The 25803-nt window shown below is 35.0% G+C and carries 27 protein-coding genes; 24 read left to right on the top strand and 3 right to left on the bottom strand.

Features of this window, described 5'->3' with window-relative positions; all coding sequences use genetic code 11:
• Positions 1–10 precede the first annotated feature (10 nt).
• From I2490_RS00845 to I2490_RS00760, 20 genes are all read left to right on the top strand, one after another.
• Positions 11–1030 (top strand): hypothetical protein, encoded by a 1020-nt coding sequence (locus I2490_RS00845; RefSeq protein WP_206457891.1) that lies wholly within the window; start codon positions 11–13, stop codon positions 1028–1030.
• A gap of 25 nt (positions 1031–1055) precedes the next feature.
• Positions 1056–1751, top strand: a complete 696-nt coding sequence (locus I2490_RS00840) for a hypothetical protein (protein ID WP_206457890.1) — start codon at positions 1056–1058, stop codon at positions 1749–1751.
• A gap of 13 nt (positions 1752–1764) precedes the next feature.
• Positions 1765–2541: a hypothetical protein gene (locus I2490_RS00835; protein ID WP_206457889.1), complete on the top strand. Its 777-nt coding sequence runs from the start codon at positions 1765–1767 to the stop codon at positions 2539–2541.
• 13 nt (positions 2542–2554) lie between these two features.
• Positions 2555–4048 (top strand): hypothetical protein, encoded by a 1494-nt coding sequence (locus I2490_RS00830; protein WP_206457888.1) that lies wholly within the window; start codon positions 2555–2557, stop codon positions 4046–4048.
• A gap of 4 nt (positions 4049–4052) precedes the next feature.
• Positions 4053–4979, top strand: coding sequence for a hypothetical protein (locus I2490_RS00825; RefSeq protein ID WP_206457887.1), 927 nt, complete (start codon positions 4053–4055; stop codon positions 4977–4979).
• Between the two features lie 14 nt (positions 4980–4993).
• Entirely contained in the window at positions 4994–5878 is an 885-nt protein-coding gene (locus tag I2490_RS00820) for a hypothetical protein (protein ID WP_206457886.1), read from the top strand.
• Position 5879: 1 nt separating this feature from the next.
• The gene (locus I2490_RS00815; protein ID WP_206457885.1) at positions 5880–6029 is read left to right on the top strand and encodes a hypothetical protein; all 150 of its coding nucleotides are present in this window, start codon (positions 5880–5882) and stop codon (positions 6027–6029) included.
• Positions 6029–6163, top strand: coding sequence for a hypothetical protein (locus I2490_RS16785; protein WP_280634179.1), 135 nt, complete (start codon positions 6029–6031; stop codon positions 6161–6163). Before I2490_RS00815 ends, I2490_RS16785 begins: the two co-directional genes overlap by 1 nt.
• A gap of 43 nt (positions 6164–6206) precedes the next feature.
• On the top strand, positions 6207–6653 hold the full coding sequence (locus I2490_RS00810) for a hypothetical protein (RefSeq protein ID WP_206457884.1): 447 nt from the start codon (positions 6207–6209) through the stop codon (positions 6651–6653).
• A gap of 12 nt (positions 6654–6665) precedes the next feature.
• Positions 6666–7160, top strand: a complete 495-nt coding sequence (locus I2490_RS00805) for a hypothetical protein (protein WP_206457883.1) — start codon at positions 6666–6668, stop codon at positions 7158–7160.
• A gap of 21 nt (positions 7161–7181) precedes the next feature.
• The gene (locus tag I2490_RS00800; RefSeq protein WP_206457882.1) at positions 7182–7424 is read left to right on the top strand and encodes a hypothetical protein; all 243 of its coding nucleotides are present in this window, start codon (positions 7182–7184) and stop codon (positions 7422–7424) included.
• Positions 7425–7515: 91 nt separating this feature from the next.
• Positions 7516–7647, top strand: coding sequence for a hypothetical protein (locus tag I2490_RS16780; protein ID WP_280634178.1), 132 nt, complete (start codon positions 7516–7518; stop codon positions 7645–7647).
• A 12-nt stretch (positions 7648–7659) separates the two neighbouring features.
• Entirely contained in the window at positions 7660–8691 is a 1032-nt protein-coding gene (locus I2490_RS00795; RefSeq protein ID WP_206457881.1) for an S-layer homology domain-containing protein, read from the top strand.
• 294 nt (positions 8692–8985) lie between these two features.
• The gene (locus tag I2490_RS00790) at positions 8986–15240 is read left to right on the top strand and encodes a hypothetical protein (protein ID WP_206457880.1); all 6255 of its coding nucleotides are present in this window, start codon (positions 8986–8988) and stop codon (positions 15238–15240) included.
• A 184-nt stretch (positions 15241–15424) separates the two neighbouring features.
• Positions 15425–16450, top strand: a complete 1026-nt coding sequence (locus I2490_RS00785; RefSeq protein ID WP_206457879.1) for a helix-turn-helix domain-containing protein — start codon at positions 15425–15427, stop codon at positions 16448–16450.
• A gap of 302 nt (positions 16451–16752) precedes the next feature.
• Positions 16753–16947 (top strand): hypothetical protein, encoded by a 195-nt coding sequence (locus tag I2490_RS00780; RefSeq protein ID WP_206457878.1) that lies wholly within the window; start codon positions 16753–16755, stop codon positions 16945–16947.
• Positions 16948–16965: 18 nt separating this feature from the next.
• Complete coding sequence (locus tag I2490_RS00775; RefSeq protein WP_206457877.1) at positions 16966–17991, top strand: DUF4417 domain-containing protein; 1026 nt, start codon at positions 16966–16968, stop codon at positions 17989–17991.
• Positions 17972–19381 (top strand): amidoligase family protein, encoded by a 1410-nt coding sequence (locus tag I2490_RS00770; protein WP_206457876.1) that lies wholly within the window; start codon positions 17972–17974, stop codon positions 19379–19381. The genes I2490_RS00775 and I2490_RS00770 overlap by 20 nt, the downstream gene beginning before the upstream one ends.
• A gap of 83 nt (positions 19382–19464) precedes the next feature.
• Entirely contained in the window at positions 19465–19668 is a 204-nt protein-coding gene (locus I2490_RS00765) for a transcriptional regulator (protein ID WP_206457875.1), read from the top strand.
• A 10-nt stretch (positions 19669–19678) separates the two neighbouring features.
• On the top strand, positions 19679–20254 hold the full coding sequence (locus I2490_RS00760; protein ID WP_206457874.1) for a hypothetical protein: 576 nt from the start codon (positions 19679–19681) through the stop codon (positions 20252–20254).
• A 76-nt stretch (positions 20255–20330) separates the two neighbouring features.
• On the opposite strand, the gene I2490_RS00755 is transcribed toward I2490_RS00760, so the two are convergent.
• Together I2490_RS00755 and I2490_RS00750 are read right to left on the bottom strand one after the other, a co-directional pair.
• The gene (locus I2490_RS00755) at positions 20331–20558 is read right to left on the bottom strand and encodes a DUF2188 domain-containing protein (protein WP_206457873.1); all 228 of its coding nucleotides are present in this window, start codon (positions 20556–20558) and stop codon (positions 20331–20333) included.
• Positions 20559–20577: 19 nt separating this feature from the next.
• Positions 20578–20835 (bottom strand): hypothetical protein, encoded by a 258-nt coding sequence (locus I2490_RS00750; RefSeq protein ID WP_206457872.1) that lies wholly within the window; start codon positions 20833–20835, stop codon positions 20578–20580.
• Between the two features lie 311 nt (positions 20836–21146).
• Here I2490_RS00750 and I2490_RS00745 point away from each other — a divergent pair, with 311 nt between their 5' ends.
• From I2490_RS00745 to I2490_RS00735, 3 genes are all read left to right on the top strand, one after another.
• Positions 21147–22340, top strand: a complete 1194-nt coding sequence (locus I2490_RS00745; RefSeq protein WP_206457871.1) for an AAA family ATPase — start codon at positions 21147–21149, stop codon at positions 22338–22340.
• Complete coding sequence (locus I2490_RS00740) at positions 22341–23012, top strand: RloB family protein (protein ID WP_206457870.1); 672 nt, start codon at positions 22341–22343, stop codon at positions 23010–23012.
• Between the two features lie 202 nt (positions 23013–23214).
• Entirely contained in the window at positions 23215–23967 is a 753-nt protein-coding gene (locus I2490_RS00735) for a hypothetical protein (protein WP_206457869.1), read from the top strand.
• A gap of 149 nt (positions 23968–24116) precedes the next feature.
• On the opposite strand, the gene I2490_RS00730 is transcribed toward I2490_RS00735, so the two are convergent.
• The gene (locus I2490_RS00730; RefSeq protein WP_206457868.1) at positions 24117–24683 is read right to left on the bottom strand and encodes a recombinase family protein; all 567 of its coding nucleotides are present in this window, start codon (positions 24681–24683) and stop codon (positions 24117–24119) included.
• A gap of 278 nt (positions 24684–24961) precedes the next feature.
• Between I2490_RS00730 and I2490_RS00725 the strand changes: the two genes are divergently transcribed.
• Positions 24962–25672 (top strand): ion transporter, encoded by a 711-nt coding sequence (locus tag I2490_RS00725; protein ID WP_206457867.1) that lies wholly within the window; start codon positions 24962–24964, stop codon positions 25670–25672.
• Positions 25673–25803: the final 131 nt, after the last annotated feature.

Here is a 25803-nt window from a genome sequence, read left to right as displayed (position 1 = left end):
GGGGAGGAATTTGACAAAAATACTTATGGCAATTGGAAATGAAGAATTGGAATCCATCATTTCAGAGATTCCTGATGTACAAACAGAAAGCAATTCAAATATAGATATCATTTCGGATATTTTAACGTATGAAACTTATGATTTTGTTATCTTAAATTCCTTGCTTTCTGAGCGAAAAGCAGTAAAAGCAGTAAGCGAGATTCATGATTTGGATTCAATAGACAAGCCTAAAATCATTGTTTTGATTAAGGATTTGATAGATAAAAAATTCATTGCACAGATGGTAGGAATGGAAGTTACAGCATTTGTGCCGTTTGATCGGATACCGCTCATCGAGCGTTATATAAGGGATTATCCTGCATCTTTTGATTTATCTTTACTAGCTGAAAGCGATAAAACCTTAAAAACCATGCATACAGCGGTAACTGGCACGGTATCCATCGGCGTGTTTGGATTGCAGTCGGGAGCGGGCGCGACAACTGCTGCAATCAAGATTGCGGAGGAAATTGCAAACTGCGGGCATCGGGTGCTATGTGTGGAAATTACATCTGCCAACTTTAAGAAAATAAGAAAAAAGCAGCGAAATGTGGAGTACATCAGTGCAGCAGGAAATGAAAAGGATGCTATCTTACAGCTTGCGTATGGAAGCAATGAGTTTCCGTTCATTGTCATAGATTTTGGACGAATGTTTGATGTAAATTCAGATACTTGTATTGAATCCGCTAGACAAAGCTGCATTGGAGATTTTCTTCGATGTAACTATAAGATAGGACTTTGTTTTGCATCCATTTGGAATACGGATCAGCTTGCACTCTTTTTGAAAAATGATTTTTTCAAAGAGGATTTGTCGAGAAATCAGCTAATGTTACTCATTTCCGGTGAGGATGAAGAGGGAGCTTTAAAGGATTATCATGAACTTCCTATTTGGCTTCGAGACGACTTCGAAGAGTTTACGCAAGATTTTTTTCAGAACATTGGAATTGGAATCAAAAAGGTGAGAAAGAAACAACCTTTTTGGAAACGAAAATAGCATGACAGTAGAAAGAAGGAATATTATGCGAAAAGCACAAAAAGAAAGACTAAGGGGATTCGTTGGAATCCTTTTAATATTTTTTGCCGTAGCAGGATTTATAGGATGGGAGAATTACGGCAGAGAAGCAATGACCTATCAACCTGTGATTGTTTTTAAGGAAGAAGTGCAAAAGGGTACGATTGTTGAAAAGCAGATGTTGGGACTAATGATGATGGAGAAAGCAAAATTAATTGATCAGCCGATTATAGATCCGGACAAGATCATCGGGCAGAGAACAAATACTTATATCCCCGGACATTTGCAGCTATGCAGCGAGTTTTTCAGTGATCCTGAGCTTGTTACCGGAGATGGGAATTATGTCTTTAGCATGCCGATGGACTGGGTTTATGCTTATCCTCAAACCTTACGTCGAGGTGATTCCGTGAGCTTTTACAGCATAGATAAGGAGCTGGCGCAACAAGTAGAGGATATGGCTAGTTTAAACGATATGGATACAATCGAAGGCATCGATACTAAAAGTTTTGGAAATCAATTGATGACTGCAAAGATTGCTTATGTAAAAGATTCTTCCAACCGCGAAGTCATTGATGTAACACCGGATCGCATCGATGGATCTGCTGCGGTATCCCAAATTGAGCTTGTAATATCGGAAGAGAAATATCAGAAATTAAAGACAGCAGCGGAAAAAAATCAAGTATTTATTTTAATGTACGAATAGAGGTGATGCATTCATGATAATGACTTTTTATGGTGCCGGTTCGAAGTGTGGTGTTACGATGCTATGCCAGTCACTTGCAGAATGCTTGGCAGAAGAACACACAGAAAAGAAGATATTATTGCTCAATTTAAGCGGAAGTTGCGGAACACAGTATAGCAGCACAACTTTTTCCTATCATTTGGATGATTTGAGGATAAAGCTTTCCAGTAAGGTTTTATCCGTTGATGAGTTGATTGGAGCTTGTGCAGTTTCAAATAATTTGTATACGCTGCAAGGAACGCAAAGTTTAATAGAACGACGAAAGTATCAGCCTGAAGATGTCAAAACATTGTTTGAATTGGCAAGAACAACCTTTGATTATGTTTTAGTGGATGGTGGTTCATCGGTTGATTTCGCTTTGAACATTGGAGCACTTTTATATGCAGATCGGAATGTATTGATTACGTCCCAAAATAAAGGCAATCTGCGGGAATACCTGCAAAAAAATAGTCAAGTGCTAAAGCAGCTTCAAATTTCATTTTCAAAATTAATTATTAATCGGTTTTATATTGCACATTTTCTTCCAAATGAACAAGAACTTGCAAAGCAGTATCAAATAGAACATTCTACCGTGGTAGATTATTCAAGCTACAGCTTACAAGCAGAAAATGAAGGAAGAACTTTGGTGAAAATGGATAAACAGTATAGTCAGGATGTGGAACGCTTGTCAAAGGAACTATTTGCGAGTCCGGATGATAAAAAAAGAAAGAAAAAAAGAAAAGGAATAATGAGATTTTGGAGAAAGGGATAAAAAGGTATTAGTGATGGAGATGGAAAGAAAAGAAACTTCAAAGAAGCATGATGTTCAAGAAAGGGAATTTGACATTGCAAGCTACATAGAATCAAGAAATACAAAACCTGGACATGAAGGAAACGAGTTTGAAGAAAGAGGCGATTCAAAAGAATTTTATACTGTATGTGCTCACATGCGCACCATCATTGATGCAATGGATGGGAAAGAGCTTGAAGAAAATACTGCACTGGATCGACAATATAAAGCACTCATTGGACAGGAGCTAGAGGTCGCTTACTATAGAAATAAAATAAAACAAATATTAGAAGAAAAGCAGTTGTCTGCGACAGTGTATCCGTCATGGTTTCAAAGCTTAGAAGATGCTGTTTTTCAAGAAGCGTATGGATTTAGCAGTATTTCAAATTGGATACAAAGTGTAGGAACATTAAAATTTAGTCCCTCTTGTAAGATTATTGGAGAGCGTATTTATTATGATATCAATGGTGTATTAGAATTACAAAAACAAACGATATCGAAGGAAAGAAGAGCAAAACTGCGGGATATGCTGCTTTTGCCGGATCCAACAAAAGATCGGGCTAAAGCGTATCAGGAAGTATATTTAGCAGATGGCAGCCGTGTCACTATCTATTCCGATTATGGCATGACGAAAAAAGGTCAGGATTCCATTGTCTTTCGAAAGTACCTTGCAAATACTTCAACATTTGAAGATCAAGTGAAACGACATACAATACCGAAAGAAGCGATTATTTTATTTCAACTTATGGTTCAGTGTGGGTTTAACGTAGCTTTTACCGGCCCTGTTAAATCTGCAAAAACAACGATGATGAGTATTTGGCAATCGCATGAAGATCCAAAATTAGAAGGCCTTTGTATCGAAAATGATCCGGAAATTCCTTTGCATTTGATGATGCCGACGGCACCGATTATGCAATTGGTTCCAGCGGAAGAATACATGGATGAGGTTATTGCAACCGCAAAGCGATCCGATGCACAATACATCATCATTGGAGAAGCTCGCCAAGGAAGAATGATGAATTTGTCATTGGAGGCTGCAAACATGGGTACAAGACACTGCAAAACAAATATGCATACCAGTGAAACCGTGGATTTTGCCTATGATGTAGCGGATAAAGTGACAAAAGAATGTGGAGGTGACTTGGCTTGCTGCATGATTAAAGTAGCGAAAAGCTTTCAGTACATCGTGAATATGATGAGCTTGCCGAGTGATTATGGCCAAAAACGTCTTAAAGGACTTTGGGAAATGCGATATGACAGTGAATCCATGAAAATAACCATGCATCAAATATGCAAATACCGCGTTGAACATGATGATTGGGTATGGTCCTATGACATAGGAGAAAAGGTCAAGGAAATCGGAATCGAAGAAAATGCAAAGGCATTTAAAGAACTTGAAGAATGTTTAAAAAAGCTGGCAAAGGAGTTTCCGAACACCGGAAAGACCGTATTTGAACCCCCTTATTTAAAAGCGTTATTAGGTAGGTGATTTTATGATTATTTGGGTAAACCGAGTATTTTGTCTCATTATTCTTATTGGCATTTTCTTAATCTACCAAAGCAGTATCTTATATAATTTACGCCTTATTATATGGCCAATCCAAGCGAAATTTAGCGGAACACATAACGTGGTTCGGTCGCATTTGATAAGAATCTTTCAAGTGATTACGAATGGTAAACATGTAAATGAAAAAGTAACTGCATTTATATGGGGTGTGCTCACAATATTTGTCTTAATGAGCTATTTATTCATTCGAGGCTTTGGTATAAATGGAATTATTATAGCAGGTTTGATAGCAGCGATACCGTATGGTTACATAAGGACAAAGCTTTATGTAATACAAGTAAATGCATCGTTTGAAGGAGAAATGTTAATTGATGAGTTATTAAACCAGTATAAGATTTGCGATCATAATATTTATGCGGCATTGGATGCCTGTGTAAAGGAATTGAAACCCGATACCCTTTCAAAGCGAGCAACACTTCAGCTAGCAATAAGGATTAAAACGTTTGAAAAGGAGGGAGAACTGCGGGAAGCACTGAAAGACTTCATTGCAAATTGGAACACCATTTGGGCAAGAATGATTGCAGATAATATTTACAATGCGGTGTGGGAGCAAGTTGATGTATTACATGGATTAGAAAACATATTGGATGAGTGTAAAGGAATCAGCAAAAAAATTGAAAAGGATAAAAGAGAGGGATTGGTTTCAGATGTCGTGGTTAAAGTACTTTGTCCTCTCTTTTTTTGTATCCTGATTTGGATGGCAAAGTCTATGGTTAGTTATAGCTGGCAAACTATGCTGCAATATGAGTTTGTTGAAAAAAAGGGATTGATGATATTTAGCATGATTGTTTTATTGTCGGGATTTAATGTAATCATATTCCCTGTTCTTGGAAAAAGAAAATATGATTTTTGAAAGAGGTGGTTGATTTGATTGTAGATATCAAAGCTATTTATTGCGTTGGTATAACAGCTTTATTTTTAATGGGTATGTGGTGTTTATTAGGGTTACATTTAAAGGCAGGAGTCGAACACATATCTTCAAGACGAGGAGTTAGCTATCAAATGGAAAAACTCCTAGAGGAAATAAGAGATAAAAGCGAAGATTTGATGTTTCGTCAGATTGGATTAAAGCTTTCGTTAAGAAGATACAACGCCATTCGAAAGCTTTTGCTTATTGTAATTGGATTGCTTGCAATTATGTACGTGATGAAAGGTGATATAGACTTTTCCATAAGACTGATTCTTTTCGGTATAGGTTTATATTATTTGTTATCTTCAAAAGAAAAGTTTGGTAGAAGAAAAACAGTATTTGCAAGGTTTTGTGATGCCTTTTCCAAACGACGTGGCTGCGCAATGGATGAAGAATTAACGGGTATTATTATGCAAATGAAAAATATTATTCTATCGAAAAAAAATGGTACTTCTGCGGATTACATATTAACGAAATTGATACCGTTTACAAACTTCTCTAAGGCAGCCTTTCAAACTGCACTATATTTCGTTCGCCAAGGACGAGTTAGTGACGCAGGGGAAGCCTTTGAAGAACGCTTTCCTACATCGCTCGGTAAGAGCTTTGCACGAGTGATGGTAAAGCTTGATGAATTGCCACCAGAAGAATTTTTAAAACAGCTCACTATTGTTCAAAACAATGCCTTGGAAGAGCATAGAACCAGAGAAGAGAAGAAACTGGTTCACATACAGCATATAAAACTTATGTTGGCTTTTTGCGAGGCAATTTTAATTATGGGTAATTTTGTGTATTTGGTACTCATTGATACATTGGATGCAATGAGTTTTTTAGGAGGAATTTAAAATGAAAGACATGCTTTATGATTTTATTGCAATTGTCGTTATTGTCGGGTTAGTAACCATATTTTTAATTGGAAAAAATGATTCAATAAAAAGTAATATGGAAACCCTTGGGAAGTCTACAACAAAGACGATTACAGAGCTGACAGAATAATGAAAGGATTGCTTGTTTTATTTTTATCTATGGGCATAATTGCGCTATTATATTTAGCAATGACAGGAGATTTATTTTCGGCAGGTATTGAAGCAATGCAAAGTACATCTTCTGCCGGCAGTATTGTACCATGATGGGGGGCAAATGCCCCCTTAAATATAAATAGAATGATTTAGAATGGAATTAAGGAAGGGAGCGGCCATGCATGAATTAATTGCATTTTTAATATGTATTCCACTTTTATTGTCTTTTGTACCGCAATATTCTTTGCAAATGAAAAATAACCGAAATATGGATCGGGTCGATACTATTGTAAATTCCGCGAAGGAAGAAGCACGCCAAGCGGGATATTTTACAGATGAAAACATTACACATATGGTGGATGAAATCGTGGAATTGGGATTTACTGAAGATGAGGTTATTGTAAATGTGACGAAGGTACCGAAATATCGTACAGAAACCTTTGACAGCCGTGAATTGATTGAATATGAGGTTGGAGTACCCATTGAAAAGAAAATAGCGGCAAATCAATTGTTTGGGATTTCGGATGAGGAAAACAAAGGAACGTATTACACCAGAGGGGCAGTCACTTCAGAGAAGCTGCCATATGTAGAATCGGATTAGGAGGAAGAAACATTGAGATCACTTATCTGCACCTTCGCCCTTGTACTTTTACTATCTTCCTTTTCTATCTTTCAAGTAGATAATGATTCTTTTTTACTGCAACAAGAAAAGCTGAAGCATGTTGCGGATGATTGTGCCGCAGCAGCTTCTCTTTATTATACAAGTGATTCTTATGGTGATGGAATCCGCATCTTTGATAAAGACCATGGAAACTCAGCCGTTTCCTATCTGATAAAACAGAATCTAAAGGAAGATCCATTGCAATATTATGTTTATTACTTTGATGGAGACGGTCATGTGACGGAATATAAGGGAAAGGATTTGGTAAAGCGTCAAAAAGTAGAGTACCCTTATTTATTTGAAGAGTCGTTGACCGGATTTAAAGAAATGGTTTATGAGCCAAAGACCATTGTTACGATTGATTATAAATTATTTGATTATAGATTAGTCTTTCTGCGGGATGCAAGGTTGATTCGTACATCCGGCTATGAATATGTAGGAAGTTAAGATTAAGTGAGGTGACTCATAATGATTCAGTTAAATATAACTGCTTCGGTTGAATATATGCCGGAGCCTGAATATAAAGTGGAAAATAATTGCCTGTACCGAAAGTTGATTGGAGATGAGATAGTATATTATTTGGATGAGCTGCAACGTTTACACATTGCAGAAAGTGCTATTTGGTTGGAATTATCATCTTGCCAGGATAAATGGATCGAAAAGAAAAAGAAAGAATTAAAAAATTCTTATAATAAATTAACAAAATTATAAAAATTATAAAAATTATCCTTGAAATGGAACAACATGCAGCGTAGGATAATATTAATAAATCAGCAGAGTTTAATTATAAGAGGATTATTGTATGAATCAACGGATTAAAAAGAAAAAAAGAATGCAAGCATTAAAAGAGCAAATATTAAGTACAGAGATTTATAGGATAGATGAGATAATCAAATTAGAAGATAGTTTGATTATAAAAGCACATATAAAGTAAGGAGGAATCCAAATGAAAAAAACAATCGCAATTACGTTAGCCGGAATCATGATTTTTGCATCCACAGCAATTTACGCTGCGGATCAGCAAACATATAAAGACTTAAAGACAACAAATTGGGCATATGAATCCGTAAAGGCAATGTCTGACAAGGATATTATAAAAGGGTATCCGGATAAAAGCTTCCGGCCCCAAAATACAGTAACCTATGGCGAATTTATAAAAATGATGGTCGTAGCAGTAACGGGCGAAGAGCTGACAGTAGCAGACAAACCGCATCACTGGGCATATAACTATTATCAAAAAGCATTAGAATTAAAGCTATTCGAAGAAGCAGATATTGATAAGAGTATGCTCAACCAACCAATTTCAAGAAAGTATATGGCTCTTATCATAAGTAACGGACTTGGAAAATTAGATATCGAAAACTATTCAGAGATTGAGAAAACCGTAAAAGACGTTGATAGTAAGACAAAGTATGATTACCATATCATCAAATCCTATGCTACGGGTATTCTTTCCGGATATACCGATCAGACTTTTAAGCCGGATGGAACGCTAAACCGTGCGGAATCGTCACTTGTTATTTACCGCTTCATTGAACCGGAAAAGAGAACACCGGTGACAGAAAACACTGATGAAGATACTACAAAGGTAAAATTAAATGTTGTTAAGGCCGGAAAAGATATTTCAGAAGTGGTTGATGCAAGTACCCTTAAAGAAATGTTTGATATTGTATACATGGAACCACCTAAATATGATGGATATCAGATTGTAACAGATGTATCTCCATTTCAGATGAAGTTAAAAAATAAGATGGGTTACTATTGGATCGAAATGGTAAAAGTAGATGATCTTTTAGGAAATGTAAATAATGTTGCTTTAATTACTGACGGAAAAGTATCTTCGGTATTTAAAAATGTACGTTTTTATGACAATGTTGATGTAATAAATTATAAAGGTGATATTTCTACCGTCGATTACATTTTAATTGTACCGTTTAATGGTGGAATTATCACTTTAGTAGAAAATCCATTTAAGTAAAAAGAACGTTGCATAAGTAAGGAAACTATGATATATATTAGTTAAGAAAAGGATCACCGCCTGTGGTAGGGCGGTCAGTCCATAATAAATGTGAACGAAACCGTCTAAACCAAAAGGATTAGGCGGTTTTCAACTATTTCTTGCTGTTCAAGCACAAAGAAACAATGGCTACAATCAATAATCCAAGCTGAAACAGCTCCGAATATGTAATCATAACAATCACCCCCTTTTACAGAGAGTAACTAACCGCCAAACGGTAATCCTTACCATAAAGTATAGCAGAAAGGAAGAACAATGCACAATAAAATATTACGAAGCAGCGTATCTACATTGCTTATTATCGCTCTGTTTTTTACAGGGCTTTTTTGTTATCCACTACCGGGATATGCAGCAACGACGAAACAAACCGTGACACACTTTAAATTCATCACAGCAGTGGTTTTTATTTGGTTTGATGGTAAAGACTGGTCACCGGCTGCGGAAGGAGAAAAATATCCAAAGTCAACCAGTGCCACCATCGATAAAGATGCAACCAATGTAAAGGTTTATCCATATTATAAAAATGGAAGGTATACCATTGATTTAAACGATAAAAGCATTGAAGGGAATTACTATAGTAGTGCCGAGGACTATAGAATAAATTACATGCCATATGCGGCTTCTGTATCCATATCGAAAGAAAGTGGATATAAAGTAACGTCGGGAAGAATCAATTACACTTGGGAAGCAATATTACATTCACAACAAACTTATGATGTAAAAGAGGTCTTAATTAATGGCCAAGAACAAAAGATTCGTGACTTATGCGGAGATTCGCCGGCACTAGAACCGTTTTTAAAAGCTCTTGAAACGGATCCTGGTGAAAAGATTAAAGGGCAATTGTACTTTGTGCCTTATGTCATCCAATACGACACAGAGGAAGAAGTAGAAGCTCCATTGGAACTTGATGCAAAATTAAAGCTACCTACACAAGCCGTAGTAGGTGAGAATTATCAAGTATCAGATATAACGGTTTTGCCGGACGGTGCTAAATTTAAAAATAGCACATTAGAAAGAAACGACGGCAGCGGATGGGTGCCAGTACCGGGATGGAATGGAAGTAAGTTAGGTTCCACTGTATCAGATTCATCTTCCCAAGAGGGTTCGATACAATATTGCCTTACAGTTACCCTAGAAAGTGGAGAATCGGATACGGATATAAAAACGATCAATATCATTGATGGAACAGTAGTAGACGCCACTGCCATTTTATCTCTTCCAGAAACCACTTATGAAGGGCATCCGGTTATAGCAGAAGATGAATCTACTTACGTTGTGGATGGGGAAGATTACTCTGCTTCAAGAGCCTATGCAGAAGGAAAAGCAAGCAACCGTTTTTCTATCGTAGAAAGTGGAGCCGGCAGCATCCGAAAAAATAGCACACCGATTTATGCAACAGCAACTTTTCCAAACAAGGGATATTATAACGTGCAATTAAAAATCAGTCCGAAAAACAGCGGAAGCCTTTACGATGTAAAACCGATTGAAGTGTTAAAAACACCAACCGTTCTTGCAAGGTTAGGAGGAACACAAAAACAAAATCGAAAGCAGGTACTTAATATTCAAGTGGCAACGAACCCACAAAGTCCTTTAAAGAGAGTATGGGCAGAAGTCACAAATTTAGAGACAGGTGAAACCGTTCATTTGGATCACAACATAGACGAAAAAGAAAATGAACTAGATAATACCGATGGTATTAAAACTAGACCAATTGAAAAGTTGGAGTCTGACCAATACTGGACAAACTGTCAGCTTCTATTTTTGACGAAAAATACGAAGCCGGAGAAATTCAGATATAAGGTTTATGCTCAAGACAGTCGAGGGTTATGGGATGAAGTAGAAAAGGAATTTACCGTACAGCCGGATTTACCGCCGGATGCTAAGATTTCCGTTCAGGATGCGTTCTTTCGTGAAAAGGGAACCAATACAGCAAGAATTGAAATGGAAGATGTAAGCAGCAGCGACGGCGATCAGTTGGAACGGAGCTGGTACATCACAGAAGATAGTAATGTTGATGAAAGCTTCATGGGCGAAACGGAAGTAAAAGCAGAAAAGAAAGCAGGGTTTATCGACAACTCTTTTGGAACAAAGAAGATTATTTCCGTAAATAAAATAGGAGTTGGAAAGGTAAGGCTGCGCCTTCATGTAAAGGATGTATGGACAGAAGAAACGTTACCGGAGTACATCACCGATACAGACTATTTGACAGCAGATACCACAGCAATCACAAAGGTGGATAATATTGCACCTGTAGTTAGTTTAAAGCCACTGACTCCAAGAACAGCAGACATCTTGTTGCTTGCAGGGAATACCGAAGAGTATTACAAGCTAAAAAATGGTATTAACACCATGCAGAGCTACTTTTTAGGAAATGCAATTGATGCAAACATTACCGTAAGAAAGCTTGGAAAGCCATTTTATAAAGATGGTTTATCTCATTACAAACATATTTATCAAGAAAGTATGGGTGGTGCGATTGGAAATACCGATGCTGAGATTGTTGGTTACGCTGTTGATGAAGAGTATCTTTATTTGATTGAATGTGGATTAACTGTAAATCAATATGGCAGATGTACATTTCTACCGCCATACACTTTAAAAGCAATTGATTTGGAAACGGAAGCAAATGTGTGGTCATATACCTTTGACAACGATACATTTCCTATTAACTTTAGCTGGAATGGTAATACAGAAGAGATTCTACAGTTTGATTCCGAAAATCAATACGTATACGCTGTTAGAAATGGAAAGACATTACTTTTAGATCGAGAAACGGGAGCTTATCTTACTACCTTAAATTTTGCACTAGGCAAAAAAAACTTTATTGAAGGAGACAATATTTATACATTTAAAGATGATGGTATTTATCGAATCAATCGAAAGACCGGAGATACTAAAAAAGTAATCCAAACACACTCAACAGGTGATGCCATTTGTAAGATAGAGTCAGAGATTCATTTTTTTAGCGTTGAAAATGGTAAGGCAAAGAGAGGTATTTTCAACCCGAAAAGCGAACTAGCAAGGTACGAATATTTGGAAAAAGAACCGGACGATAGAGAGGACGGTACGAAGTACAACTATGAAGGAGTATATTTAGATGCAGAAGGAAAGATATTTGCAAAAGCGATATATAGTCACGCTGAGTACGTAGGTGAATATAATTTGGATTTGCATATGTTTTCCGGTCAAAATCAATTTTTAAGTAAACGCACACTAAAAACCTATGAGGAATTGCGTAAATTAAATGTAAATGTATTGCCAATTGTAAATCAAGAAGGGGTTTGCAATTATGTAAGTTATGTAACAAGAAATCATGGCAGTAAATGGTACCATATATATGTTTATTGTATCCGAGTTTCCGACGGGAAGTCATTGGGATATGACCATGAACGAAGAAACAGTTACGCCACAGAGGACATTGCAATGTATGGATTTGAAACAAATGATGATGTTGTCTATGTTGTAACTCCTGCAACTCCTTACCCAATTGGTGGTGGGGGTGGTTACACAGAAATTACAAGAATGGCAAAATTCGATTTTAAAAATAGTAGTGCAGATAATGCATCCCTTTCAGAACTTAATTTAGATGCAGGTTCAAGATATAGTAAGCAGTCCAATCGTTATGTAGTCATGCGAAGAAATCATGAGAGTTATATTTCGAAACCATATTTAACTTTGGATACATTAATTTCAAGCAATTTAAAAAGCGAACTATCGAAAAAAGGTGACATAAAGTTAGTTGCATTGTTGGATGAGGAAAACAAAGTAAAGGACGATGCCTTTGAAGCAACAATTAAGAAGCTAAAATCCTTTGGTTATCAGTTTGTACAAATTACGGATAAAGTTGATTCCTATGGTACACAAATTAAAGATGCTATGAATGGATTGTGTATCGCTTCTAAAGATGCGCTCTCTAAGATAGCAGAAGAACTAATAAAAAGTACTGATGCTGCGGGTGAGCTGAAATTAATTGCGAAAAAAGATGGTGCAAGCTTTACACAAGATTTAAATTTAGAATCATATAAAACATATTACTGTGAGTACGAATTAAAAGCAGAAGATGGAACAGAAGCTAAAGCAGACGACTATTTAATAAAAGACTATAAAACGGGTATGTTAGGAGCTTCTTATGATAAGGAAAATTGGTATGTGGTAGATTCCCATTATGAAACCTTTAATCATGCAGATAAAATAGATCCATTTTTCAAATTAAGCACATCGAATTATGTCATAGGCGATGATTTAGATGATGTAAGGAGTAAATGGGTTAATCGTACAGTTTATGCTTGTAAATTATTTGGTTATTCCGGCAACAAAGATAATACATTGTATACCAATTCCGAAACCATAAAATTCACCATTCCTGATGGTAAGAAAGGTGTGGTTTCATTTGATTGGACAGGTCAAATTGGAGGACAATATGTTGAAAGTCAAGAATCCCAGATTAAAATTGACGGTAAATTTATATATGCCGATGTAATGAATTGTGAAGGATATGGTGGAAATTATCTGCATCCTATTTTATTAAATGAGGGAGAGCATACAATTACATTAAGTGTACTTGGTAACGGTAGACCTTATGATTGCCTTACTGTGATTGATGATTTGCGTGTCGATGTGATAAGCAAAGAAAAACCTATTTTAAATAAGGGAAATACAACGATTCGTAAAAATACGAATGAATATTTAAGTGTCATGAATGAATTTCAGCCAAGTTATAAAGCAAACAATTACATTAAGTTAGCGGATGCCGATGGAGGAAACGGTAACATTTTAGATTATGCTAAAGTAATAAGTCAATCCGGTGATAGATCAACCTATCGTTTTCAATCAGATGATAAAAAAATTGCTTTTATTGGAGCAACTTCAAATGGGTGTTCTACAGATCGAGGGGAATTTTACTGTGAATATAAAATAAATGGGACATTAAGAGAATTAAAATATTTAACTGCTCGATTATATAGTCATAGTGGTTATCGACCTCGAAATAGAATTCGTACTCATATTGGAACAAGGCAAAATTATATCCCAACAGGTTCTTCGTATTATGATTTCTTAAACAATCGCTATGGAAGCTTTTCTGAACTATTCTTTATTCGATCCAATCAGGAAAATGAAATAGTGAAAAATAAACGAATGATAATGGTAGATGAAAATACAATACTGGGAGAAACCTCTATTTATAATGGAAAAGCGACCATTGGATTAACGTTACCAAAAGGAACGTATTATTTAAAGAATTTTAAGGTATATAGCTATGAGAATGGAAAAAAGGTATATGCACTAAATAATGAATTTGAATCAGAATCCAGTATTCAGAGTTGGAAAAAAGACGAAGTTGAAGCAAGTATAGTAAAGGGAACGAAAGAAAAAGAAGAGGAAGATAAGCTTGTTTATAAAAAAGGCGAATTGGTTGCTTATGGAATCAGTTATTACGATTACGAAGGTGATCCGTCGAAGAAACAATACTGGCGTTATACTCATACCCCATTCAATGACGGTGCGCATCCGGACGCAGCTACTGTTTTAGACGAGGAGGGAAATGTAGCATCTCAAGACTTAAATAAGGTGTTAAATCAACCGATACAACGCTTTTATGTGGATGGAAAATATACCGTAGAGCATTGGCAGGAAGACGACACATCAAGAAGTAGTAAGAATGGCGGTTATCCATTGTATGATAAAGCATCAAACATAGAAAGTCTAACCTTCTACATTCAGGGGGGAGCAACCGCACCCTGGATTACATCTATTAAGACCGTACCGACGAAAGTCAAAGAAGGACAAGCCTTTCAAATTCAAGTTGGTGTGGACGATATGGAAAAAGATGAATTGCGATTAACAACCGAAGTATATAAAGATAAAAAGCTCATTTATACCCATCGAAAAACAGGTTTAACAGCAACAAATGGTATCTATCCACTTACCACTACTGACACCGTTCAAAAAGAAGCACAATCTGGAAGATACGAAGTCGTATGCACGGTCAGAGATCAGACCGGAGCCGGAATCGGAACGTACCGTTTTACTGTAGTTTCCGATGGAAAAATCACCGGCATGGTGTATCATACGGAAAATTGGGATGAAAACCGAAAGAAATATAATTTAAAACGATTTAAAGATGAAGTAAATCGGGTGATTCCTTACTCTGATTATCTAAAATTAAAGGAAACTAGAAAACGAGGAACCAATGTCTTTTGGTCCGGTGAAAAATTTATGCTGCATGCAGATGTTGCCGGAAGTCCGACAAAGGTTACTTGTAGAATTGAAGGATATTCATCTTACGCAACGGCCATGAAAAGCACTGGAAAGAAGAATGCTCAGAATGAAACCATATACAGTGGTGTGATATGGGATAAAACCATGATTAACAAATGGGGCAGAAAAAAACCAAAGGAGCTGACCTTTATCTTCACAGCTACTTATAGTGGAGGTATAACGAAAACACATACGGTAAAAGTGATCGTAGACAGTAAGCAAGATTACTGGCAGCTGCACCGTGCTTTTTAATGAGGAAGGATGTGAAATTTATAATGGGTGGAAATCAATTTTCTGTAATGGCTATATGTATATTGATGGCGTTAATTTTTAATTTAGCTTACAGATTTTTTAATTAAAGAATATTACATAGCTTTGAAAAGGCTGAAGAAAAATCATCTTCAGTCTTTTCTATTTTTTGAAAGGAGTTTCTATAATGAAAGAAAATGAGATCGTAAATATTCTGCGGGTAGAAGGAATTATGGCCCAGGGATATGGTATAAACCCTAAAATTGTAATGAGAGATAAACGATTAACTCCGGAAGCAAAATGTATTTATAGTTATTTGGCTTCTTTTGCTGGTGGAGGGAATCAAGCTTTCCCGAATAGAAATTTAATTCTTGAAGAATTAGGGATATCGGCAAATCGTTATTATAGACACTTTAAGCAATTAGTTCAATTGGACTATATTCGTATAGAACGCACTAAGGAAGCTGGCTGCAATATTTACAGTAAAAATATTTATACAATTGTATCACTTCCTGATGCGAAAGAGTGTCAAGAGAAAGAAAAACTGGATGCGTTGCCATCGAAAGATCCTGAAGTATCAGCGGGACATAGATCTCATAGTAAAATTCCTCGTTTAAAAGTAAAAAAGAAATCAAGTGTTCAGGAATTGCGAGAACGTTTGGAGATTGATCGTTTAAAAGAATCTGAAACAGAACATTCCGATCTGATTGAAGAAATATTTATGGCAATAGAAGATATGGACAGCAGCGAACAAATTACCATTGCTGGTGCAATCAAGAAAAAGGATGCCATTCAGGAGCTTTTAAATCGTCTCACACCGGATCATATTCGATTAGTGGCACATAATGCCGCTGCCAATAAAAAAGGCTTTATAAACAAAAAAGCGTACTTGCAAACGTGCATTGCGAATAGTATTTTTGATATCAATAATAAAAAACAAGAAGCTGAGAATTTAATTGAGAAGAAAAGACAAGAGGAAGAAAGGGAAAAAGAAGCAGCTGCTAAACATAAGAAACAAATTCAGGAATTATATAATACATATCCGGATTTAAAAGAAATGGATAATCAATTGATTTCACTTTCTAAAGAAATGTCAAAAGCTGTTTTATCCGGAAATGAACTCACTCACAAAAAATTAATGATAGAGCGTTCCGAATTAAAGACAAAAAGAGAACTTTTTGTTAAGAGCAATGGATTAGAAGGATGCATATAGTGTGTATTTGCCCGATGTCTTCGTTTTCGAGACATCGAAAATGAATACACTAATAGAAACAGTCTTAATAGAAACAGTATATATATCTTAAGTATTACGTTATTATACTAAGATACTTTAATAATAGTCATTCATCATTCAGTCTATAGAGAACTGATGGACGGAAGGAGGGAATGATTTTTTTATTGGAATTATTTAAAATTCGTTTTAAGAGTTTGTTTTTTAGAAGCAATAGGAAATTACATAAAAACAAAAAACAAACGTCACAAGCAAGAATAGAAGGCTAGAAAGGTATTTGTAGTATGAGTCGAAGTGCAGAAATGAAAGAAGAAAAAAGTATAGAACAGATTGCATTATTAGAATTAACAAGAAATGCTCGAATTTTACAACGGCAATTAAAAATCATGCGTGGGATGCCCTTATCCTCGTTGCATCGAAAGCAAGTAAATGAAATTATAAGCAATTTGGAAAAGGAATTTAATATTTATAAGATTTAGAAAAGGAGTAAGTAAATTATGAGTCTATGTGAACGAGATTGCAGTCGATGCGTTTGGCAATTACATTGCCAAGGCTGCTCCTTATGTGAAATAATTTTTTGCCGTAAGTATTGTCACCGATGTTTTTCATTATGCCCGAAAAGAAGAGCTACTTTCGCTTTGCTGCAAAGCATAAAAGGCGGTGAACTATCTCTAGCGGGAAATAATTCAAAGTGTTTGCCTTTCAATATTCCTATACTTCCAGATCATTTGACTGAGCCAATGAATTTGGGCGAAATAATTGGGATTCATGGAGGTAATTTTCTTACCAGTAACGGGGAAAACGTTGCAAGAGTTTACCGAAGAAAAGGCATAAAAGAGGCCTTAAATCTTAGTAACGATCCAAAATCGGTGTTGCAATTTTATGTTAAGGATCGAACGATAGAAGGCTTATGGGATAATCGAAAAGAATTATATAAACAGTTATTGGAGTTTTCTTGGGTTGCAGTGATTGCGCCCAATTTTTCTGTTTATGAAGATGCTCCTAGAATGGACCACTTGTACAATATCAAACGAAGCAGCATTGTTTATAATGAAATGCTGGAAGCAGGACTTCCGGCCGTTCCTGATATTTCTTGGTACAACCGCATTGATTTGGATCAATGGATTCGAGAGATTCGAAGGAATCATATCAAAACCATTGCTTTTAGTTTTCAAACAGTCAGCACACAATCAAAAGCTTCAAATACATGGAGACATTATTTAATGGGATTTGCCTATTTAGTCAGTCAATTGGATGATGACGTAGAGGTCATTATCGCTGGCTTGGTTTCTCCGGGCCGGCTTCAGATGCTGCGAACTGCGGGAAACGGAAAAAATAGGATCTCAGTATTAAATCAAACAGCTTATATTCAAAGCCGACGCGGAATTTTATCGGAAAAACCGACTGAAAGTGCCGGAGAATTAACAAAGAATCAAATATTGATACGAAATATAGATTTTTACACACAAGAGTATGAAACAATGAATTTAGGAGGATCTAATTATGCCAAAGTCGAGAAATAACAGCATTGGAAATCGTTCAGAAACTACGACTTATGAAGAGCAAGAAATGGGAGATCGAATGGAAAACCGATTGGATGGTTTGGAAGTTGATGTAACCATGGAAAGTCGAACTCGTGGATTAGAAAACGTACACGTATCCTTCCTTGGTTCCGGTGCGAACGTCAGATCCGGAAGCGGAAATACTTATCATGTTGATATAGATAGCGGTAGCTGCACTTGTCCGGATCATCAGCATCGCCATACAAGATGCCGACACATAGAAGCTGTAGAAATTGCGCAGGGGCAAGTAAGCCAGGGCATAGTGACAGGAAATCTTCAAAATGAAGCTATTTCACCCAATCAAGTTATTGGGGAATATATGGCTCATGAACAGCAATCAGAAATAAATATTCGCCAACAACAGCATCAAGACGATGCTTTCTTTTACAATGATAATCCGGAGCAATTTCGACAGGATATGGAACGTTTGGCAAGAGAGCCAATTCCGTATTATAGAGAAAATGTGTTAAATGGATCTGACGTTACTTTTGGTGTGGAATTGGAATTTATAAATGGTGATAGTAATGCAATTGCAGCAGAGTTATATCAGCTTGGAATTTGCAGCAGCCGTCGAATGCAGCGATATCATTCTCAAAGTATTCCCGGAAAGTGGAAAGTGGAAAGAGATGGTTCCGTTACGAGTGGAAGATTTGGTGGAGAAATCATATCCCCAATATTGCAAGACACACCGGAAACATGGAGACAGATTGAAACAATTTGTGAGGTTGCAAAACGACACGGTGCACAGGTTAATTATAAAACCGGAGGACATGTTCATATAGGTGCAGAACATACATTAGATGGAAAAAGACAGCGTTGGAGACGCTTTTTTAAAATGGCAGCTGGATTTGAAGAAGTGTATTTCAAACTTTCCGGAGGCGAGCAGGGAAGATTTCGTGGAGGCGGCTATGCACCTTCTTCCAGAGAGCAGAACCGAGACGGAATAACTACACGAATGCCACAAGGAGGGGAAACACATATATTTCAAAATGTTATGGAACAGATTTCTAGGGGAAGATATCAGAGTGTTAACATTCGCCCTTTTAGAGCTAAAAAAACAATTGAATTTCGAGCCTTTAATGGTACTTTAAACCCTGGTATCATTCAAGCAAATATTAAGTATGCTGCTGGACTCATCAACTCCGCGGAACGTTCAAGAATACATTTAAGTGAAAATTTTGAAGTAACAGCTGAAGATCGAAAACGTGGAGAGATTATTAATCAATATGAGCAAAACAGCGGGCAATCTGATCAGGCGATTATGAATGTATTGGATACGGTTTGTTCTAGGAAACAGGATAAAGAGCATCTATTATCGGTACTTGTTAGAAACGAATGGTTTAATAGATAACTATAAAATTGATAAATGTAACTAAATAGTTGACAAATAAAATTAAATCGTGTTATATTCTACGTTAGAAGAGGTGATTATAGATGATGGCAGAAAAAATCAAAATATTGCTTATAAAAAATAAGTTATCGGTTGCAGATTTAGCAAAAGCTCAATCTACAACGCCGCAAAATTTATACAATAAATTTAAAAGAGATAATTTCTCAGAGCAAGAACTTCGGGAAATTGCTGAAATATTAGGTGCAAAATTAGAAATTAATTTTGTTAAAGATGGTGAGCGAATTTAGGAGGGATATAATGATAAACTTAGTGTATGATGGACAGAAAGAAATAAAAGAAAAAGAAGGGAAATTTCTTATAGCAACTTTAGATAAGAATATGTATGAGACAGATTCTTTTAAGGAAATGGCTGCCGTAATTTGTGGGAAAGAATATTTAGATTGTGATTCTGCGGAAACTGAGATGCATCTGCGTATTAATGCTGCTAAAAATATTGGACTTTGGGTGATGACCGCGGAAGAAATAGAAAATGGTTTACTTGATACGGAGGAAGATGAAAATGCTGGGTTTGAGGAGAGCATTATCATTTATGATGAGCGAATCGGTAAAATTCCTTATAGCTATACGGATCCGGTAGTGGATTATGATATTCATGGAGATCCGCAGCTGATCCGTGTAGAATGCGATGAAACTTTTATCTATTCCCTGGAAAAGAATCGCTTGATTGCTGCATGGGAAAAGGTAGATGGGGAATATCAGAGATTTTTACAGACAAAGGACTTGGATGCACTGATTGAAAAAGAACTGGTTTCATTTAAAGAAGCTGCTGAAAAGCAGGGAAGAGTTCCACTGCATAAGAAGCTGGGGGAATAGGATTAGCTTAATTTATTTATTAAATCATTAAAATAGAAAAAGCAGTGACTAAAAAAATAAGTCACTGCTCGTTTCATTAATACTTTGTATCCCGTGGAGGACAAGGATCATTTCCATAACTATCTTTATCACGAATTTTTCCGTTACGCTTATGAATTATTAATTCACTTTGTTGGTTAATTGCAATATTACGACCATAAGAGATAGCCTCTTTTTGAGTGTTAAAATTTTTGGTTGCTCTGTCTGAATTTTCGCGTTTAACCTGCCATTTTCCATTGTTTGGAACTACATGTTGATTTGGCATAATTAAGTCCTTTCTCAGCTTAAGAAGCTGTGTAATGTTTCCAAGGAATTCTTGCTGGGTTTATGTGTGCAAGAAAACGTACAATATCGCGTCTTCCATCGTAAGTAGGAATACCGCGAGAATTTTGTGCCATTAAGATAATTGGGACATTTCCTAAAAAGGGAACAAAACTTGCACGGATTGATTCTTTGGATGAACTCTGTAGGACATACGGCTTTACAACTACAATAGCAAAAGTAACACCTTGTTCTTTAATTAAAGCTCCATCGAATTTCATATGAGTTTCCTCCTTCCTTTATTATTAGGAATAGAGATAAAACCTTTCAAAGGGATTGAAATCCTTGACGGCTTATGATATTATTCAAATGCGACTTTGAATTTGCGTCAAGCATTTTCATCTTGAAAGGGTGGTCTTTTGGACCATCTTTTTTTTATCTTTAAATAGCACTTAAAAAAATTGAGTGCTATCTTCCTTTAACTTATAATATCGCTATTATAAAATTAAGTCAACATAAATACGAAAAATTCACAAAAACATTGACTAAAATTCCTAAAATGAGTATATTATATATTAAGGAGGTGTGTTATATGTTGATACAATTTATGGTGAAAAATGTTTTATCTTTCAGGGATGAAACAACATTGGATATGACAGCAATTAATGCATATAAGGAACATGAATATAACTTAATTGATATTGGAACTAAAGAGAAATTTTTAAGGGTAGCCGCAATTTATGGTGCAAATGCAAGTGGTAAGTCTAATTTAAATTTGGCAATGACTTATTTTCAGCAGATTATTATGGAATCGCTAAACAATGTTAAAAGTGATGAACCAACAGCGATTGATAAATACTATGTTCCATTTTCATTTGAAAGGAATAATGATAATTCTGAATTTCAAATTATAGTGAGTCATGAAAATAATGAATATAGATATGGCTTTGAATATAATGCAAATTGTATTGTGAGTGAATGGTTTTATAAGAAGAATATTAATACAAATAGAACTTCTACTATCCTTGAAAGAACATTTAATTCAGTAAAATTTGGATCGTCTGTGAGAAAAGAATGTGAAGTCTACAAGGAACAAATTCCAGCAGAAACATTGGCTTTGTCTTTCTTTAATAAACTTAAAATGAAAACAAAAGTTTTTACTGATGTATATTCAGAGATTTTTGATACGTTAGTAGTTCCAGCTGATTTTTGTGAAGATACAAGAGTACTAGAGACTTTTTTGCCGAAAATTATTAACGTTGATAAAGAAAATTTGATTAAATTCCTAAATGCAATTGATACAGGTATTAAAGATATTTATTTTGAGGTTAGTAAAGAGGATATTAATTTTTATACAACTCATTTAGGTAGAGATGGCAAAGAATATTCATTAAATTTGGAATGTGAATCTGAGGGAACGATAAAAAGTATTATGATTTTTATTTATGCTAAAACGGCAATCGTTAATAATAGATCCATTTTTGTAGATGAATTGAATATTAAATTGCATCCATTATTATTAAAATTTATTATAGACTTATTTTACAAAGAAAATTCAACTGCACAATTGATTTATACTACGCATGACACAACACTAATGGATAAGAGGTTTTTTAGAAGGGATCAAATTTGGTTTGTTCAGAAAGATGAGTATGGATATTCAGAATTATCCGCGTTATCTGATTTCAAGGTTAGGTCTGATGCATCATTTGAAAAAGACTATCTTGCTGGTGTTTATGGAGGTATTCCACTTATTAAGGACTTTGATATGAAAGAGGGTGTATAAGTGGGAACGGATGATTTATTTAAGAAACGACGAGAAGAAAGAAAACAAAGAAAATATGGATATAAACAACCAAAAACAAATTCATTTCTTATAGTTACTGAAGGTGAACGTACTGAGCCGCTTTATTTTCAAGGAATTAAAAAACTTATTCAAGATAAAATAGGTGGCAGGGTAGATGTTGTTGAGATTGATATTCATGGGCAAGGTTGTTCTACGGGTAAATTAATAGAAATGACAGATGAAATTGTAAGTAAATCTAAGTTTATTTATCAGAATGTCTGGGTGTTATTTGATAAAGACGATTTTAAAGATTTTGATAAAGCGATAGAAGATGGAGAAGAAAGAGGATACAAGATAGCATGGAGTAATCAGTCTTTTGAATATTGGATTTATCTGCATTTTAATTATAGTGATTCTGCATTACATCGTGATGACTGGAATGCAAAGTTAGATGATTTATTTAAGAAATATCAATTAGGCAGCGGTAAATATCAGAAAAATTATGAAGATATCTATTTAATGTTGGATTCTTTTGATGGGGTAAATACTGCAATCAAAAATGCAAAACGAAGAAGGTCCGATTTCAGAATGGGAGATAAACCGTCAGAGTTCGATCCAGGCACAACGGTTCATCTCCTTGTAGAATTATTAAAAAGTTATTTAGATGAGTAAGTATTTGGCATGGAGGAATTATATACATGCTTTTTAATATGACTACGAGTTTTAACTGTAATATATTTAGATATTATCTTAACTAAAAACTTTAGCTAATTATTGCTGAAAAATGGATGAGAGTCATAGGAAATTGAGGGATTAAAAGTAGTTTATATAAACTTCATAATATGTTGGGTTTGTAATCAAGGATGGTGATAAAATGAAAAAAAAAGATCCTAAATTTGAAGAAGCATTTTGTACGGTATATGATGATTGCTTGTCGGTTGACCAAATAGAGTACTTATCAATGAATGATCCTGAAGAGTATGCAAGAATAAAAGAAGCTTTGTTTTGTCCAGAGTGTAAGGTTCCACCATTGCATTTATCTCATCGATTTAAGAATCCTCACCTAAAGGTAATGCCAGGAAGAAATCATGATAATGATTGTAGCTCTAAAAGTGATTACATACCTCGTAGTAGTTTTAAAAAGTATATTGAAGACAGTAGAAATATTGATAATCTTAATTTAAAATTAAAACGTTGTATTAATCAGTTGATTGAGGGTACTAAAAAAAATAACCTCGATAATAATAGCAATTCACATGTAGACGAAGTTAAAAATGGAATGAAATTAGCCTGGAAAGGAAGTACATATGCAATACCACGTAAAAGGTTTAATCGGAACATTCGAGAAAATGATTTAGAAATATGGAAATTATTTTATGGAAAGAATTTTTTAGAGTGGAAGTATAGTGATAAGACTAATAAACATTATTTACGAATTTATACAGAAAAAGATGCTTTTGTTTGTGATATTTGGTTTAGTGAAATGGTTTATTCCTATTTATCATCAAATATTAAGAACTTAGATAAAGGCACTTATCGTATTGCAATGTTTGGAGAAATGCATAAGAAAGATAATTATTATAGTATTATGTGTACAAATTCTAAGTTATTAGAAATAAGCTTTTAAAATAAAGATACTAAATTTAGTAGAATTGTTGAGGTCGGAAATGGTTCCCGACACACTTGAAAGAGTACCTGGGATGATGGATACACCGCCCATCCAATAATTCTACTTTTTATAGAATTTAACAGCATTGATACGGATATGCTGTTTTTTTATTGTATTTTTTTATATTCTTTAGCCCTTCGATAGAAGGTCCCTCTATTCATTTTTAATCTACGCATGGCTTCGACAGCGGTAATTCTATTGTTTGTCCATAGAGAAATAACTTCATCCCATTTTTTCGGTTTTTCAATTTTCGGCCGACCAAATCTTTTACCTTTGATTCGTGCAGCAGCAATGCCTTCTTTTTGTCTTTGTAGTGTATTCTCTCTTTCCAGCTCTGATAGTGCAGCAAAGACAGTCAAAATAAATCGTCCTTGAGGTGTAGTTGTATCTATGTTTTCTTTTGATGATATTAATTCAACATTTTTTTCTTGAAGCTGCTGTACAATTGCAAGTAAATCTTTTGTACTACGGGCCAGCCTAGAAATACTTTCGATATATAAAATATCGCCTTCTCTAATATATTCAAGCATTTTCTTTAATTCAGGTCTTTTAGTATTTTTACCTGATGCTTTTTCTATAAAAATCTTATCCATTCCAATATCGCCTAGAGTTACTTCTTGACGGTCTGTATTTTGTTCAATCGTAGATACCCTGATATAACCTATCTTTGACATAAAACCCCTCCAATTCTTTAGTATTTAATATAAATAGTAACATTTGTGTCACAAAAACACCATTTGTATTTATGTGCTATCACAAAATATAAAAAGTATATTTTTGTGATGTAAATGGATAGAAGCACAAAAGGTATACTTTTTGTGACGATATCTTATGATTTTTTCAATTAATACCTTAAAAGAATGAAGATTTGACTATTGTGATTAGAAACTGTTATGATTACAATTATAATATTATAGCCAATTTCTAAATTTATTTTAAAGGATTTGAAGTTATGAGAAAGAGAATCTATGACATTATCGAAGTAGCAACTAAAAAGGATAAAACGAGTGCTATGTACGATTATGTAATGCTATTTATGATAGTTGTAAGTGTTGTCCCTCTATGTTTTAAAACAGTAACCACATTATTTTTGTGGATAGATAGGGTAACTGTTACTGTTTTTATTATAGATTACATACTTCGCTGGGGAACGGCGGATTTGAAATATCAAAAGTGGGGCAAAAAGGCATTTGCCATCTATCCTTTCACTGCATTTGCAATTATAGATTTTTTATCAATCTTACCTTCTTTAACTGCTTTGAATATGGGCTTTAAATTATTCAGGTTACTAAGGTTGAACAAAGCTATTAAAGTATTAAAGATTTTAAGGTATTCTAAGAGTTTTAATTTAATCATTACAGTAATAAGAAAAGAGAAACAAGCATTATTAGCAGTATGTTACTTGGCAGGAGGATACATACTCTTATCTGCATTAATAATGTTCTCAGTAGAACCAGACAGTTTTAATACCTTTTTTGATGCAATTTATTGGGCCGTAGTAACTTTGACAACTGTAGGTTATGGCGATATTTATCCAGTCAGTGTTACTGGAAAAGTATTTGGGATGATATCTTCTTTTATGGGTATTGCAATCGTTGCTTTACCAACGGGTATCATTACAGCAGGATATATGTGTGAATTAAATAAAAATAAGGAACTATAAGGCAATATTTTCAATATAGAAGCTTCTACTTGAGGTTTTGGAAGATATTTAATTTTAGTCTATAGCCTAAACTATCAATGTACCGATTCCTTAACGGTACATTGATTTTTTGTATATAGGCTACTTCGAAT

It is taken from the genome of Anaerovorax sp. IOR16 (assembly GCF_017168145.1).
GTDB lineage: Bacteria > Bacillota > Clostridia > Peptostreptococcales > Anaerovoracaceae > IOR16.
This window is presented reverse-complemented; position numbering and strand designations above follow the sequence as displayed.